A 16,005-nucleotide genomic window follows, 5' to 3' on the forward strand; every position below is an offset into this window, starting at 1 on the left:
TGGATTTAACTATTTAACTTTTCCGATAGTTAGTGAGCTCATCTTTAATCTCTTTTTCAATGTCCAAGTCGGCTTGTACCATTTTTCCGCCAAGAAATAATAAACTAACACATGCTCCCATAATACAAGCAATTAATAAACGTCTTATGTAATCTACCATCTTATCCTTCCTCCTAATTTCAACTTACTTTTTGCGCCTACGTCACTTCTGCTTATCATTTCACCCTATGTTCGCCTTCCTTTTTTTAGTACGAAAGATTTGAAAATCTTGATATTTGCTTAGCTCTTTCAATAAATAAGGAGACAAACCGAATGGTTTATCTCCTCTATCATTAGTATGGAAGCTGCTGTTTATTCGCAGCAATCGGAACTTTAATTTCTTCATTTAAATTAAATCTTCCAATCATTTCTATATGAACGTTTTCCAATTTAACTGCACGATAATTAAATTCCTTCGCTGTAAGAAGAATCGCTTCTATTGTATGAACAGTAGACTCATCATTATTTAAATTGGAATCCTCGGAAAATGTCAGTGTTAATAATTGTTTCTCGGGATTTTCGACCGCTTCAAAATTCAATTCAGAGGGAATGGAAGCATATAAATTCGCGACTTCACGATTATATTTCATTTCCTTTAGCGCCTCTGTAATGGAACTGATCTTCTCACCAAACGGAATAATAAATGGCTTTTTGTTTGTTTCATTAGGATAATAAAAATAAAAAGCATGATTTCCTGGCTTCTCATCTACTACAAATTCAGTATGGAAACCATTATGTCCAAAATCAATTCCAGGTTTGCCATCAGTCATTAAAGAAATTTTGTCAATATTATATTCAATCATAGTGTTTGTCAGAATTTTTTTAAAGAAATTTTCATTTGTAAGCGAAACATCATAATCATTAACTGCGGGGACATCAACAGTTAAAATCCGACTATCTTTATCTAACGATAATTGTGCCTTTAATGGATAATATTCACTTAACCCCCATTCTTCTTCTCTTAAATTTTCCATGTTTTCTTCGAAAAGCTCGAACTTTGATTTATTCTCTTGCTTCTCGACAAGAATACTGACAGGGACAATCGCTTCTGCATTTTTATCTGGAATTTCGTAAGTTAATACTTCCATTCCATTCAAATCTTCCTCATAAATAGCAGTTGAGAAATCTTCTGTAGAAATAGATTTATAATTTATTTTATCCTCATTTTCATCAAAATTACTTATATCAAAACTTTCTGCACTTTTTTCTTTTTCAGTGCTTTCAATCGCTACTTCGCTATTATCAGCTTTTTCCTCTTTCATTTGTTCAGACACAGAGCGACTCACTGCGTCCCCCATTGATTTTTCCTCTGATAGCTGCCAATTAAATAGGTTAGGAGCAAGAATGAAAAACAAAAGCAAAGCTGCCGCTGTAGCTGCCGTTGGCATGAGCCATACACGTTGCTTGCGCCGATTTAATTTAATCGTCATATTTTGAAAGATCTCTTCCTTACTACGATTATCATTAATTTTTGGCATCCGACTTAATAAATCCTCAAGCTGTTCATCGCTCCACTTATGCTTCTTCAATATCCATCTCCTCCTTTCCTATATTTTCCTCCATATATTTCTTAAGCACCTTTAATGCTCGATGCTGTGTTGTTTTTACTTTACTCTCTGTCCACTGTAAAGCTTCAGCTGTTTCCACAATGGAAAGCTCATGAATATATCTCATGATAATAACCATTCTTTGGTCCACTGTACACCGATCTAAACATTTATAAATAAGTTGTATTTCTTCATTTTGAACAGCAATTTCCTCAGGGATCGGGCAATCATCTTTTACTTGCCCAGTTGACCAATCAAATTTCTCTAATATTTTTTGTTTCCAGCCTTTTTCTTTTCTGAATGAATCAATTGCTACATTTCGCGCAATCGAAAAAAGCCACGTTTTCTCGCTGCTTTTCCCCTCAAATCGTTCATACGATTTCAGTACTCGAATATAAACTTCTTGAACAAGATCTTCGGCATGCTCTTTGTTTTTTACCATATAAAACAAAAATTGAAAAACATCTTGATGATATTTTCGATATATTTCATCAAAAACGGAGTCCATCGATTCCCCTCCCCGTTCAATAATTATAGTCGTTAATTATTAATTAAAAGTTACATCTTATAATATAGTATTAACTATGTAAAAAAGGAAGGATTTTCTGAAAATCCTTCCTTCACTGTACAAAGTGCGTTAATATCTTTTTTTGAGCAAGAATGTTTCGTGTGAATCAAGAACAATCGGCAGCATTTTCTAAATTATTCAATATTTCGTGGAATAAAGATGGAAAATGTTGTTCCATGACTTATTTTGCTTTGGACGGTAATTCTACCTTTATGTGCATTGATGATATTTTTTGCAATCGCTAAACCTAGGCCTGTCCCAGACCTTCCTCTTGTTCTCGCTTTATCTGCTTTATAAAATCGTTCAAACACAAATGGCAAGTCCTCTTCTGGAATTCCAGAACCTGAATCGATTACGTCAATATATAATCCACGTTCATCACTATATTCCGAAACAGTCACCTTACCAGTATTCGGGGTATGCCTAATAGCATTATCAATTAAGTTCGTTAAAACTTGTTCAATTCCATCTGGATCAAATTTAAGCAACATCATTTGGTCATTTAATTGCAGATTTAATTGAATGTCTTTTTCCTTTGCTAATCCTTGAAACTTACGTACAACCTTTTGAAGAAATGGATTTACGTCTATATCATCTTTTGTTAACTGAATATGACCTGCTTCCATTCGGGCAAGATCAAGCAATTCATTAACGAGTCGACCCATTCTTAGTGATTCATCGTAAATAACACTCGCCATTTCTTTCTTTTCCTCATCGGTTCCGGCAATATCATCAACAATTGCTTCACTATACCCTTGCATCATCGCAATCGGAGTCCTCAATTCGTGTGAGACATTTGCAATAAAATCTTGTCTTAACTTGTCAAGCTTCCGTTCCTCCGTCATATCTCGAATGACAGCAACTGCACCACGAATATGAGTGTTATTATAAAGTGGACTAACGATCATCACCCAAAATCTACCTTGAATTGAAATTTCACCCACTTGTTCCTTTTCAGTATTGACCGCTTTTTCAAAGAGCTCCATTACTTTCGTAGGCACAGCAGAAGGGTTTTTGTTTTCCTCGTCTTGTTCATAATACCAATTTTGTAAAAACTGCTCTGCAGGAGGATTGGTTATTAAGATTGTCCCATCTTTACTAAATGTAATAACACCATCAGCCATTCCACTTAAAATACTAGCAAGCTGCTCCTTTTCTTGACTGAGTGCATTAATATTGAACTTTAACTGTTTCCCCATTTGATTAAACGCTAAAGCTAACTCTCCAATTTCATCTTGGGAGGTTAACGGAATCTTCGTATCGAATTTCCCCCGAGCCACCTCAAATGCTGCCTCTCTCATTTTGCGCAAAGGTGCAGTAATTCGAGTGGATAAGAAAAAGGCAAAAAACGTCGTTAATATGATGGCAACACCAGCGGCAAGAAAGATGAATTTCGTCGTAGTGCGAGTTGTTTCCTGAATAACTTCTAATGATTGATAAATATAAACAGCACCGTCTTTACTACTCGTTTCTTCTAACGGAACACCAATAATTAATATTTTAGACTCATTATTTTTGAGTTGAATATTGCTAGAAACAGATGAAATCTTCTGAACCGTTTTATTTTCGGTAAAAACTTTTTTAAGATCCCCATCTTCAAGAATAAAAGAAAGTGGCAATTGAAATGCATGATTTTGATTCGGTGAATAGTATATTTCATCTGGACCATTAATAATGACTACATTTGTTACATCATCAACTAATTCCCAAGAAATTTCCAAACCAATTTCACGCTCATGCTCATTAAAAATACGAGCAATTTTCTGTCCTGAATTGGTTAGCCCCTTTTCTAATTCCTTCACATGGTAGTTCTCAAAAAACTCCAAAAGCAAGATCGTTAAAATAAACAATACGAAGGAAACAAGTAAAAGTATCGTAACCGAAAGCTTACCAACTACACTCCGCCAAAACATCACTCATTTATTACCTCGAATTTGTAACCTACACCCCATACTGTCACAATCATTTTTGCTGCTTGCTCAGAAACTTTATTCAGTTTTTCACGTAAGCGCTTAACATGTGTGTCAACAGTTCTCAAATCCCCGAAAAATTCATAGTGCCATACTTCTTTTAGCAGTTGTTCCCGATCAAATACTTTATCTGGTGATTTTGCTAAAAAGTAAAGTAATTCATATTCTTTTGGAGTGAGGCTCACTTCTTTTCCATCAGCTGTTACTCGATGGGCATCATGATCAATCGTTAAATGCGGAAAGACGATAATATCTTTTGTTGCTGATTCAGTTTGAATATAAGTCGTATTTGAAGAACGTCTTAGCAACGCTTTAACACGGAGCACAACCTCTCTTGGACTAAATGGCTTAACGATATAGTCATCCGTACCAACTTCAAAGCCTTGTACCCTATTAACCTCTTCCCCCTTAGCTGTTAACATGATAACAGGTGTTGCTTTCTTTTCCCTTAATTCTCTACATACTTCAATACCATCTTTTCCAGGCATCATAAGATCAAGAAGAATGATATCATAATCATTAGCAACTGCTTTTGATAATGCCGTATTCCCGTCCTCTGCTTCATCAATTATGTAGTCTTCCCTCTCCAAATACATCTTTAATAAACGTCGAATTCTTTCTTCATCATCAACTACTAAAATTCTAACGTCCTTTTCCATAGCATAAATCCCCCCTGAGTTAATAGAGGCTGTTCAATTAATTGAACACCTAATGAGACAAATGTTTTTGCAAAGTTCTGTCTTGCTTTATTATACCGTTTTTTTGTTCTAAACAATGAAAAAAATGTCGTTTTCTTTAAAAATAGCCTTCACCAATGTGAAGTGAAGGCTATTTTTTACATTCTTTGCGTATGTTTCATTATCCTGCGTATGAGTGTAAGCCAGCAATAACAAGGTTCACAGCAACTAAGTTAAACATTATAATAACAAAGCCAAGTACAGCTAACCATGCTGATTTTTCCCCATGCCATCCTTTTGATAATCTCAAATGAAGGAAGGCAGCATAGAAGAGGAACGTAATAAGCGCCCATACTTCTTTCGGATCCCAGCCCCAAAACCTCGTCCAAGCAATTTGTGCCCAAATCATCGCAAATATTAAAGCTCCTAATGTAAACACCGGAAAGCCAATTAAGACAGAACGATAACCAATTTCATCTACGAGATCAAGATTAATATTTTTTACGAGCGGTTTTAAGGCAGCTCCGATTCGTTTTCTTAATATTAATCTAAGTAATAAATACAATGCCGTACCTACTAACAATGACCAAATATTAGTGTTTAATTTTTTTGCATTAATTAAAGCAGGCATATCAACAAGCGGTTGAAATTTCCCTTCCGTTAATAGTTCACCTTTATGTGGACCTGTTATTGCAGGAAGATTGTATTCAATTTTCGCAGGCTGATCATTTTTATCTATCCAGTTAAATTCAGCTTTATAATCCATCATTGAAAATGTTGTAGAAATTAGAACAAAACCAAGTGTACATACTAATCCAAACATAATTGCTTCTAAACCAAATGTCTTTAAACTAAATTTTGATTGATCAATAACTTTGACTAAATAAATTAATCCTGCAATAAAACTAATCGCTAATATCGCTTGTCCGACTGCTGCTGTTGTAACATGAATATGTAGCCAGTCACTTTGTAGAGCCGGAATTAATGGCGAAATCTCGCGTGGAAACATACTTGCATAGGCAATCATTAAGATTGCAACAGGCAATGTAAACGCACCAAGCATAGGTGTTTTATACATAAAGTAAATAATGATAAATGCCCCGACGAGTGACATTCCAAAGAAAGTCGTAAATTCAAACATATTACTTACTGGCGCATGACCTGCAGCGATCCAGCGTGTAATGAAGTAGCCCAGTTGAGAGATAAAACCAATAATAGTTATAAAGATCGCTAACTTTCCCCATTTATTTTGGCCTTTCTCTTTTTCTTTTGCTTTTTTGTCTTTAATGGCACCAGCAAAAAGGACTGTTGCAACTAAATATAGAAAAAATGATGCATATAATAAATTCCCGCTTATGCTTACCATTCATGGTCCCCCTTTTGTCTAGCTCAAATTAACTTTTCTCATCTAGTGATTGCTCACTACTAGTTATTTCTTTTTGTACTTGGTCTTCCGGTTCATTTATGCCAGTACCATCCAAAATGCTTTCAATTTCTCTTTTTAACCCATGCCAGTTTTTATTCGTATGACCCGCAACCCAAACTTCATCATTGACGCGACGAATCCAAATACGTCTATGATTCCAATAAGAACCTTGTGCAACACCAATCATGAAAATAATACCACCCAATATGATGATCCCTAATGTTAGATCTTTACGGACAGTTAATCCAGACACATTTTTTGTTTCTATTCCAGTGAATGCCATTTTATATTCATTATCCCCAAATGGTTCAATTGTTTGTCTAATGGCAACAAAGCTAATTTCACCATCTGGTTTATCAGGTGTTAACATTTTAAATACAAATGCTGGGTTATTAGGTATTCTTGATTTCGTAATCGGCTCCCCATCCTCAGCAAATTCAAAATCAGGAAAATAACTAACAACTTCAACAGAATATCCATTTCCAAGATCATATCGATCTTTCGGATCGAATAAATCTATCGTTATACTTCCGAATTCAGCGTTTGACTTTTTGTTAGCAAGAGTAAATGACATTTTGTTTAACTCGTCTAACTTATATTCCACTTGATAAATAGCAAAGCTACCAAATTTTAAAGGGTCGTTAACGCGAATCTCCTTATCCTTTAACTTTTCAAGTTCAGGCGTTTCACCAGCAATCGTTTCTCCTGACTTTTTGTATAGGGTAACATTTGACTGGAAATTTTTAGCAACCATCCCGACTTTATCGAGAGCCTCACTAAATACTTCTTTGTCTTTCTCTTTATCATACACTTCAAGGATGAATTGATTATTTTTTAAATAATATTCCCCTTGTGTATCTGGAATCACTTTCGTTTCTCCTTCACGGAGCCAAAGCACTTTATCAATATACATTCCTGGAACAAATCGAAGCATACCACCAATCAAGAATATGATTAATCCGATATGGTTTACATATGGACCCCATCTAGAAAAGCGGCCTTTTTCAGCAAGGATATTTCCATCCTCTTCACGAATATGATATCTTTTTGTTTTCAAATTCTCTTTCACTTGAGAATAGGAGACATCTAAGCTTTCAACCTTTGTTGCACCAAAAAGTCTCTGTCTCTTTAAAAACCCTTCATGCCTTGTAACTCGCTGTGCTTTTAAAGCACGATAGAGAGGTACGACGCGATCAAGACTACATATAACAAGGGAAACACCGATTGAAGCAATTAGAACTAAATACCACCATGAACTATATAAATTATGAAATCCAAGCTCGTAATATACTTTTCCAAACCATCCGTATTGTTCCTTATAATACTCAGAAGCCTGCACAACAGGAGGAATATACATTTCTTGCGGCAATAACGTTCCTAAAGCAGATGCGATGAGTGTAATAACAATTAGCCAAACTCCAACTTTAACAGACGAGAAAAAATTCCAAATCTTATCAACAATCGTTTTGTTATACGTTTGAGAACGTCGAGCGCTTCCCTCATATCGCATATCAACGAGTGCTTTCTCTTTTTCCTGCTCCTCAAGAATCTTTCCACACGCTTCACAAAGTATCGTTCCAAGCGGATTCACATGTCCGCATTCACATTTTACGTCCTTCATTTTTACAAACCCCTTATATCTTATGGTTTAACCATTTCCATAAGATCTTTAATCATTTCTTCTGTTAACTGGCCCGTATGGTATTTCACTACCTTCCCTTCTTTATCAATCATAAATGTTGCCGGAAGTGCTCCAATTCCATAGGCAGCCTGCACTTGTCCATCCTTATCAATGACTACTGGAAAAGAAAGATTATGCCGTTCAATAAATTTATTCACTGAAAGCTCTGACTCACTCACATTAACAGCTAATGTTTGTACACCCTTATCCTTAAATTGCTTATATTGATTATCCATATAAGGCATTTCTCTTTCACATGGTTTACAATATGTACCCCAAAAATTCAAAAACACACCTTGCCCCTTATAATCGGAGAGTTTGTGCTTTTCTCCGTTCATATCTACTAATACGAAATCAGGAGCAATTTCCCCCATTGTAACTTTTTTTACGTCTTCTTTCGTAAAATTTGCATATAAAGTATAAGCAACCGCAGAACCGAGTAGAATCAAGATAATCGTTCTTGTTAGTAAGCGCTTTTTTTTCATATAAATCCCCCCCAAAAAATGCGGCATTTTCGTAATAAATGTGATCGTTCAACTCAGAAAACTATGCAGTTTGAAATTAATTATATCACTTATCACCATATTGATAATGTTTATAATATGAAGGAAGTATGACTTTTCTATGAAATTTATTAGAAAAACTTAGTGTTCGCCAAGTCCTTTCGGCGAATGCCTTAGCTTTTCTTATGCGGTGTTATAAGCAATATTTTATTTGAATGTAATTTTACTTAGCACGTTAATAAACTTAAACTTTCCGACTAGCCAAAAAAACGATAAAGAAAATATTATCGCTTCTTAAGTGCCAGTGCACGCAATTGTTTAACTTCATGAATCGTTAATTCCCGTGCTTCTCCCACCTTTAAACTTTGAAGAGTTAAGAAGCCATACCTTTCTCGTTTTAACTTCACTACAGGGTGACCGATCGCATCAAACATTCTTCTTACTTGACGGTTACGTCCTTCATGAATCGTAAGTTCAACGATAGCTGTTTGCTTTTTTTTGTCCAAAGAAAGAAGTTTCGATTTTGCAGGTGCGGTCTTTCCATCTTCTAAGCGAATCCCTCTTTCCAGATTTTTCAATTCTTCTCGAGAAGGAATCCCTTTTACTTTCGCTACATAAACTTTTTCAACTTCACTTTTCGGATGCATAAGAAGATTAGCAAATTCCCCATCATTCGTTAAAATTAAAATACCTGATGTATCAAAATCTAAACGGCCAACTGGATAAATTCGCTCCTCAATACTTTGAAAATAGTCCGTTACTACTTTTCTACCTTTATCATCTGCGACACTCGATATAACGCCTCTTGGCTTATAAAGGAGGTAATAAACATGCTTCTCTCTTTCAACAGGAATTCCATTTACTTCAACACGATCAGACGGTGAAACTTTTATCCCTAATTCCTTCACAATCTCTCCGTTTACTTTAACATGCCCTTCTAAAATCAACTGTTCTGCCTTCCTACGGGATGCAAATCCAGCATGGGCAATTACCTTTTGTAATCTTTCCATATGTGTCACCTCAACTAAAGTACAAATACTTATAAAAAATTATACCTTTTTCTTTCCTTTTGAATTATGACACAAATCATACCTTTTTCAAAGTAGACTTAATTTGATTGAGAAAAAATAAAAAGATACCCAATTAAGGTATCTTAACAAAATCAATCATTTAACTACCGAAAACAAGTGTTACAACAACAATTGCTGCAATAATTCCAACTAAGTCAGCCAAAAGACCAACCTTCAAAGCATCTCCCATTTTTCGTATGCCTACCGCACCGAAATAAACAGTCAGTACGTAGAAAGTTGTGTCAGTACTCCCTTGCAGCACCGATGCCAGACGTCCAACAAAAGAATCTGGCCCATGAACAGCGATAAGATCACTCGTCATTCCAAGTGCAGCTGTCCCTGAAATTGGGCGGATAAGCGCTAGTGGAAATATATCTGCTGGAACGCCAATCGCTTCTAGCACCGGTTTAAGAAATTGCATAAAATATTCTAATGCACCAGAAGCACGAAAAACAGAGATGGCAACCAGCATTCCGACTAAAAATGGAATGATTGAAACAGCAATTTTTATTCCTTCTTTACCACCATCAACAAACTTTTCATAAGTAGGAACTTTTTTAATTGTACCATATACTAATATAACTGCGATAAGAACTGGTATAAACCATAGAGAGATAATTGATATTACTTCCATCCGACCTCATCACCTTTTAGTTCTTCGATAATAATAATACCGATCAATTAAGATGGCGCCCAGTGCGGAACAGATAGATGCAATTAATGTCGGGCCGACAATTTCAGTAGGGGATAATGAATCATAATTCATTCGAATTGCAATAACGGTTGTTGGAATGAGCGTTATACTTGATGTATTAATTGCAAGAAAGGTTATCATTGAACGACTGGCTTCATTTTTACCACCATTTAAGTTTTTTAATTCTTCCATCGCTTTAATTCCAAGTGGGGTTGCAGCATTTCCTAGCCCGAACATATTCGCAATCATATTGGACAAAATATAGCCCATTGCTGGATGCTCATTTGGCACTTCCGGAAACAATCTTTTGACGATCGGCCTAAAAAAAAGTGATAGTTTATTTAGCAGTCCAGCTTCCTCTGCGATTCGCATGATTCCGAGCCAGAATACAAGGATACTAATTAATCCGATACATAAAGTAACAGCTTCACTTGCTCCTTTAAATACTGCCTCATTTACTTCAGCCATTGTTCCATTTAACATGGCAAAGATTACGCCAATAACTGTAAGTAAAACCCAAATAATATTAACCATTTTGTTTCACACCAATGATAGAAGTAAAAAGACTTCGGAATCGCTCAAAAAATGATTCCTTTTCTGTGTTTCCTACTTGCTTATAATAGACTGGGATTTTTGTGATGGGCTCATTATCAAAATAAACGATTGCTTTACCCACAATATTCGGAATAACCTTCCCATCTTTCCAATCTTTTCGAGGTTTTTTTAACTGATATTCAATCCGGAATAGTTCTCTTTCTTCATCGTAAACAGGGTAATTAAATCCGTGGGTTACATACACCTTTTGTTTGTAAAATGGATCCTTCACATCTTTAATGGTACCCTTCGATAGAATTTCAGCAAAATGATATGTACGATAGCCCATTTCATACATTTGAATATGATCATTCCAATCGTTTGAAGCATTTAAGGTTACAGCTATTAAATCCATTTCCCCCTTTGTTGCCGTTGTTACTAAAGTTCGTTTTGCTCGCTTTGTAAATCCTGTTTTTCCACCCGTACAATATTCATACATTTCTAAAAGCCTATTTTTATTTTTCCATTCCCGCTCCCAGCTTTCAGTTGGATGTGGGGTTCGATGAATTTTCGTACTGGAAATTTTCTTATATTCGTCATTATTCATCGCATAGCGCGTAAGCAAAGCCATATCATAAGCTGTTGAATAATGATTTTCATGATCGTCAAGTCCATGAGGATTCGCAAAATGAGTGTTAACCATGCCAATTTCTTCAGCTTTCTTATTCATTAAATACACAAATCCATCCAAGCTTCCACCTACATGTTCCGCAATAGCCACAGCCGCATCATTTCCAGAACGAAGCATTAATCCATAGACTAAATCCTCCAGTTTAATTTTTTCTCCTGGAATTAAATAAGCTGAGGAGCCTTCCGCTCTCACTGCGTTTTCACTAACTTTAACGATTTCTTCCATTTGTCCAGACTCAATGGCTATTATAGCAGTCATAATTTTCGTTATGCTTGCAATTCTGCTTCGTACATGCGCATCCTTTTCAAATAAAACACGTCCCGAACTTTGCTCCATTAAAATTGCACTTCTTGCACTAACAGAGACAGAGGCAGCCGTACGCTCTGGGAAAAGTGCAATTAATATTGTTGTCATAACAAAAGCTATTAGTAGCTTATTCTTTTTTTTCATTGCATTAACCCCGTCTCCCATCGACTATCTTCCAGCCGCTTCTGCTTTTCTTTTGTCTAGCATTAGCGGCTAGGGGCTCGAGGTCTTAAGCCAATCTGTCATGAAGGTTAAAGTACAACCTTCATGACAGCTCGTCTTAAGCTTGTCGCCCCTGAGCAAGCCGCTTCTGCTTTTCTTTTTACAAGTTTATGCTGGACAAGTATGGTTATGACAAAAAAAGGTGAAAAACAAAGTTGTTTTCCACCTTAATGCTAAATGAACTTAATATGGCTTCCACTTTAGCTCAGACGCCTTCATAAAGCGTTCTTGCACATTATGCCAGTTCACGATATTCCACCATTTATCTACATAATCGCTGCGGTTGTTTTTATATTGGAGATAATAGGCATGCTCCCAAACATCTAATACTAACAGCGGAATTGTATCCCATTGTGTTAAATTCATATGCATTTCAGTTTGCAATATTTCAAGATGACGTGAACGCGGGGACCAAACTAACACTGCCCAGCCAACACCTTCTACTTGTTTAGCAGCTTCTGAGAAATGCTTCTTAAAAGCTTCAAAACTGCCAAAGTACTTTTCAATTTCAATTAATAACGCCCCAGATGGTTTTCCCCCTCCCTTTGGGCTCATATTATTCCAAAAAATCGTATGAAGATAATGACCAGACCCATGGAAAGCTAGTTCACGCGACCAATGTTTAACGAGTGAAAAATCACCTGCTTGCCTTGCTTGTTTCAACATTTTCTCCGCTTTATTCAAGCCATCCACATATGATTTGTGATGCTTATCATGATGTAGTCTCATAATTTCTTCAGAAATATACGGTTCCAATGCATTGTATGCATATGGCAATGGGGGAAGTGAATGTTGACCAGCAGCTACATTTGGGGAATGTATATGAATACTTCCAATATGCTGCCTTTCCAAAAAATATTTCTCCATTTCAGTATGAAGCTCTTCAACTTGATTTTGAATATTGATTAGTTCTTCATCATTTAAAGGGCTATTAATCCCTTCCATAATGGCTGAGAATCGATTCATCCTTTTCCAAAGTTCATCCTCTCTATCAATATTTTCCGACTCTAAAAACTCTTTAAGTTGCTTGTTCCATGTAAAGACACTTTGAATATATTCTTCGAAATTACTCATTTTTTCTTTCCCTCCTCCTCTTCAGTCCCTTTTTATCCTATGAGTGATTGGTTGGCCAAATTGCACAAGAAACGTGTAGGAAAAAGAAAAAGAAAAATAAGTCTAACTCATTTAAGAATTAGACTTCTTTCAACTTTGTTATTTCCTTTTATGTACCTCTTGAGCCATTACTGTGGCTGAACAATAAATTCCAATGGTGAACGAAGATGGTAGCTCTTTTTGTTTTCCAATTCCTCAAATATGGTAGGAATTTTAGAAAAATCAACGTCTTGAAAATAGGATGCAAACTCTGTTTGAGAATTAATATAAATACGTTTGCGATGACGAAGACCTGGATTTTTCAATAAACAAACAAGTGCTACTATATCTTTAAAATCAACTTCTCTTGTACCAGCTTTAAATAATGGATTCGTCTCAAATGGTGTAAACTCTGGAAAGAATTCATCGAAGTAACGAACATACAAAACATGTAATGTTTTTTCTTGTCCATCTTCTTCAAACGTAATTTCACTCCGATTGAAAAAATCTTCGGACGTATTCGATTTTTCCTTTTCAAGTTCATATCCTTGGCATTCTTTAATAAACAAATAAATCCCTCCCAAATCTATTGTTCAACTATCATATTAGCACAAATAAGCAACTTGAAATATATTAAAGCTCGATTGTATCCTGAAACTTGTTGAAGAATAAATCTGCTTCCTCTTGAATAAATTCATTATCGACGTTTTCTGGGAGAGGAGGAAGCTCTTCTATTTTTTTCAAGCCAAAATAATCAAGAAATTCCTTTGTCGTTCCATATAAATAGGCTCGACCCGCCCCTTCTGCTCTGCCAACTTCTTTAATCAAAGCTTTGGCGGCAAGTGTTTGCAAAGGACGTTCTGTCTTAACTCCCCTTATTTCTTCAATTTCCATTCTTGTTATTGGCTGTTTATAGGCAATAATGGCTAATGTTTCAAGAGCTGCCTGTGAAAGTGTTGTATTTCCTGGAGAAATGACAAGCTTTTTCAAGTAGGCAGCATTTTCTTTTTTCGTCGCTAGCTGATATGTGCCGGCAAGCTCGACAATGACAATACCTCGTGTTGAATTGTCCTGATAATCTTCGATAAGTTCTTTTACAATTGTCTCCGTCTGAACTTCATCCAACTCGAGAACGAGTGAAATTTGTTTTAAAGTAAGACCTTCATCTCCAGCTGCAAACAGAAGACTTTCTACAATCCCTTTCCAATTAACGATTCCCACTAAACGTCACTCCTTCCTCAGCAGCTGATAGAAATATTTCCGCAAAATTATTTTCCTGTTCAATCTGAATTTCTTTTCGCTTAATAAGTTCTAAGATTGCCAAAAATGTCACTACTATTTGTTCCCGATCAGGGACAGGGAATAAGTCATTAAAACTTCTTTTTCCTTTAATACTTCTCAATTCATTAAGAATTTCGGCCATCCGTTTTTCTATTGGAATTTCTTGACGGGTAATCTTTGTTGAGAGAGGCTTTTGTAATTTCTGTTTTCTGAGTAATTTTTGAAAAGCTCCAATCATGTCATATATCGTAACATTTAAATCTATTTTTTCGATTTGAATATCTTTTGCATAATCTGATAAATCACTCGGTGGCTTCGTGAATATTAAGCCCCTTTCTTGCTCTAATACCTTAAAATCTGTTGCTGCTTCTTTATATTTTCGATATTCAACTAATTTTTCGACAAGCTCATCCATCGGATTTTCATCTTGTTCATTTTCATAATCATCATCGTAAAGCTCTTCCTCATGTTTCGGAAGCAGCATTTTACTTTTTATCGCTAGAAGAGTTGCGGCCATCACTAAATATTCGCTAGCAACATCAAGCTGCAGCTCCTGCATTGCGTGAATATAAGATAAATATTGCTCAGTAATTTCAGCAACTGGAATATCATATATATCAATTTCCAGTCTGTTAATGAGATGAAGAAGCAAGTCTAAAGGCCCTTCAAAGGCGTCAATTTTCACATTATAATGCTGCATAACTTACCACCAAAATTTCTAAATATACACCAAAAAAGCACTGGCTAATTCTAGTATAAGTTATTCATAGTTGATATCCAATAGAAAATTCACTGTCAGTACTTTACAAAGGACCGAAAAAACTTTAATCCGCCCATACAAATGAATAAACACATACATAATATGAAATAGAAACAAGTAAACCGAAAAAACAGGAGGTAAGTTGCATGTCAAAAGTTAGGTGCCATGAAGGTACTGGCTTCGCCTTAATCGTTGTGTTATTTATCTTATTGGTCATTGTAGGAGCTTCATGGTGTTTTTAAGAGTGATTAAGAGTATAATTTAAGATAAGCATTCACCCGGGTTAGCTGCCGGGTTTTTATTATGTAAATTTATGAGACAATATTGAATATTGGATAAGGGGGTAGACGATTGTATCCAAAAGAATACATCGAATTTTTAGTTCACTTTCATGGAGATCGAGACTACTTCGAATGTCATGAAGTGCTAGAGGAATTTTGGAAAATGACTGAACCACGCGACAAACAATCTATCTGGGTAGGATTTATCTTACTAGCAGTAGCGAATTACCACCATCGCCGTCATAACTTTATCGGTGCAAAAAGAACTCTTACAAAATCAATTGAAATTCTTGAAATAAATAAAAAACAATTAATAATTTTAGGATTAAACCAAGATAGATTATTACAAAACCTTCAGGAAAAACTGAATCAAATCTCTAAAGGTAGTCCATATTCTAGTTTCAATTTACCAATTATTGATCCATTATTAATTTCTGAATGTAAGGAGCTTTCTCAACAAAAAAGCCTTGAATGGTGCAGGGAGAGTGATTTAACGAATCAGGGGCTAATTAATCGCCACTCACTTCGGGATCGAAGTGCTGTTATTAATGATAGACTAAATGCATTGAAAAAAAGGCAGTGAATTCACTATTCGCTGCCTTTTTCGTGCGCCCAGCATGGGTGCAATCTATAGGGTGAAAGTCCCGAACTGTGAAGGCAGAA

General features: G+C 35.8%; 18 protein-coding genes. 2 read left to right on the forward strand and 16 right to left on the reverse strand.

Going from position 1 to position 16,005, the window contains the following annotated elements:
• Nucleotides 1-13 precede the first annotated feature (13 nt).
• From KDN24_RS16275 to KDN24_RS16350, 16 genes are all read right to left on the reverse strand, one after another.
• On the reverse strand, nt 14-160 hold the full coding sequence (locus KDN24_RS16275) for a hypothetical protein (protein ID WP_409970581.1): 147 nt from the start codon (nt 158-160) through the stop codon (nt 14-16).
• Nucleotides 161-332: 172 nt separating this feature from the next.
• Nucleotides 333-1,568, reverse strand: a complete 1,236-nt coding sequence (locus tag KDN24_RS16280) for an RsiX family anti-sigma factor (protein ID WP_409970582.1) — start codon at nt 1,566-1,568, stop codon at nt 333-335.
• Nucleotides 1,555-2,094 (reverse strand): RNA polymerase sigma factor SigX, encoded by a 540-nt coding sequence (gene sigX / locus KDN24_RS16285; protein ID WP_409970583.1) that lies wholly within the window; start codon nt 2,092-2,094, stop codon nt 1,555-1,557. Before sigX ends, KDN24_RS16280 begins: the two co-directional genes overlap by 14 nt.
• A 194-nt stretch (nt 2,095-2,288) precedes the next feature.
• Nucleotides 2,289-4,070 (reverse strand): ATP-binding protein, encoded by a 1,782-nt coding sequence (locus KDN24_RS16290; RefSeq protein WP_409970584.1) that lies wholly within the window; start codon nt 4,068-4,070, stop codon nt 2,289-2,291.
• Complete coding sequence (locus tag KDN24_RS16295) at nt 4,067-4,783, reverse strand: response regulator (RefSeq protein WP_409970585.1); 717 nt, start codon at nt 4,781-4,783, stop codon at nt 4,067-4,069. The genes KDN24_RS16290 and KDN24_RS16295 overlap by 4 nt, the downstream gene beginning before the upstream one ends.
• Nucleotides 4,784-4,982: 199 nt before the next feature.
• On the reverse strand, nt 4,983-6,167 hold the full coding sequence (gene ccsB, locus KDN24_RS16300) for a c-type cytochrome biogenesis protein CcsB (protein ID WP_409970586.1): 1,185 nt from the start codon (nt 6,165-6,167) through the stop codon (nt 4,983-4,985).
• Nucleotides 6,168-6,195: 28 nt separating this feature from the next.
• Complete coding sequence (gene resB / locus KDN24_RS16305) at nt 6,196-7,848, reverse strand: cytochrome c biogenesis protein ResB (protein ID WP_409970587.1); 1,653 nt, start codon at nt 7,846-7,848, stop codon at nt 6,196-6,198.
• Nucleotides 7,849-7,868: 20 nt separating this feature from the next.
• On the reverse strand, nt 7,869-8,393 hold the full coding sequence (locus KDN24_RS16310; protein ID WP_409970588.1) for a thiol-disulfide oxidoreductase ResA: 525 nt from the start codon (nt 8,391-8,393) through the stop codon (nt 7,869-7,871).
• A gap of 302 nt (nt 8,394-8,695) precedes the next feature.
• On the reverse strand, nt 8,696-9,421 hold the full coding sequence (gene rluB, locus KDN24_RS16315) for a 23S rRNA pseudouridine(2605) synthase RluB (RefSeq protein ID WP_409970589.1): 726 nt from the start codon (nt 9,419-9,421) through the stop codon (nt 8,696-8,698).
• A 160-nt stretch (nt 9,422-9,581) separates the two neighbouring features.
• Nucleotides 9,582-10,115 carry a spore maturation protein gene (locus KDN24_RS16320; protein WP_409970590.1) on the reverse strand — a complete coding sequence of 178 codons (534 nt, stop codon included), beginning with the start codon at nt 10,113-10,115 and terminating at the stop codon, nt 9,582-9,584.
• Nucleotides 10,116-10,124: 9 nt separating this feature from the next.
• Nucleotides 10,125-10,709 carry a nucleoside recognition domain-containing protein gene (locus KDN24_RS16325; RefSeq protein ID WP_409970591.1) on the reverse strand — a complete coding sequence of 195 codons (585 nt, stop codon included), beginning with the start codon at nt 10,707-10,709 and terminating at the stop codon, nt 10,125-10,127.
• Nucleotides 10,702-11,850 (reverse strand): D-alanyl-D-alanine carboxypeptidase family protein, encoded by a 1,149-nt coding sequence (locus KDN24_RS16330; protein WP_409970592.1) that lies wholly within the window; start codon nt 11,848-11,850, stop codon nt 10,702-10,704. Before KDN24_RS16330 ends, KDN24_RS16325 begins: the two co-directional genes overlap by 8 nt.
• A 261-nt stretch (nt 11,851-12,111) precedes the next feature.
• The gene (locus tag KDN24_RS16335; protein ID WP_409970593.1) at nt 12,112-13,002 is read right to left on the reverse strand and encodes a superoxide dismutase; all 891 of its coding nucleotides are present in this window, start codon (nt 13,000-13,002) and stop codon (nt 12,112-12,114) included.
• A 167-nt stretch (nt 13,003-13,169) separates the two neighbouring features.
• Entirely contained in the window at nt 13,170-13,589 is a 420-nt protein-coding gene (locus tag KDN24_RS16340) for a hypothetical protein (RefSeq protein ID WP_409970594.1), read from the reverse strand.
• Nucleotides 13,590-13,653: 64 nt separating this feature from the next.
• Complete coding sequence (scpB, locus tag KDN24_RS16345; protein WP_491348078.1) at nt 13,654-14,241, reverse strand: SMC-Scp complex subunit ScpB; 588 nt, start codon at nt 14,239-14,241, stop codon at nt 13,654-13,656.
• Complete coding sequence (locus tag KDN24_RS16350) at nt 14,228-15,001, reverse strand: segregation/condensation protein A (protein ID WP_409970596.1); 774 nt, start codon at nt 14,999-15,001, stop codon at nt 14,228-14,230. Before KDN24_RS16350 ends, scpB begins: the two co-directional genes overlap by 14 nt.
• 206 nt (nt 15,002-15,207) lie before the next feature.
• Here KDN24_RS16350 and KDN24_RS16355 point away from each other — a divergent pair, with 206 nt between their 5' ends.
• Nucleotides 15,208-15,303, forward strand: coding sequence for a YjcZ family sporulation protein (locus KDN24_RS16355; protein ID WP_409970597.1), 96 nt, complete (start codon nt 15,208-15,210; stop codon nt 15,301-15,303).
• Nucleotides 15,304-15,412: 109 nt separating this feature from the next.
• Nucleotides 15,413-15,925 (forward strand): DUF309 domain-containing protein, encoded by a 513-nt coding sequence (locus tag KDN24_RS16360; protein WP_409970598.1) that lies wholly within the window; start codon nt 15,413-15,415, stop codon nt 15,923-15,925.
• Nucleotides 15,926-16,005: the final 80 nt, after the last annotated feature.

The organism is Cytobacillus sp. Bva_UNVM-123 (assembly GCF_046351715.2).
GTDB lineage: Bacteria > Bacillota > Bacilli > Bacillales > Cytobacillaceae > Cytobacillus.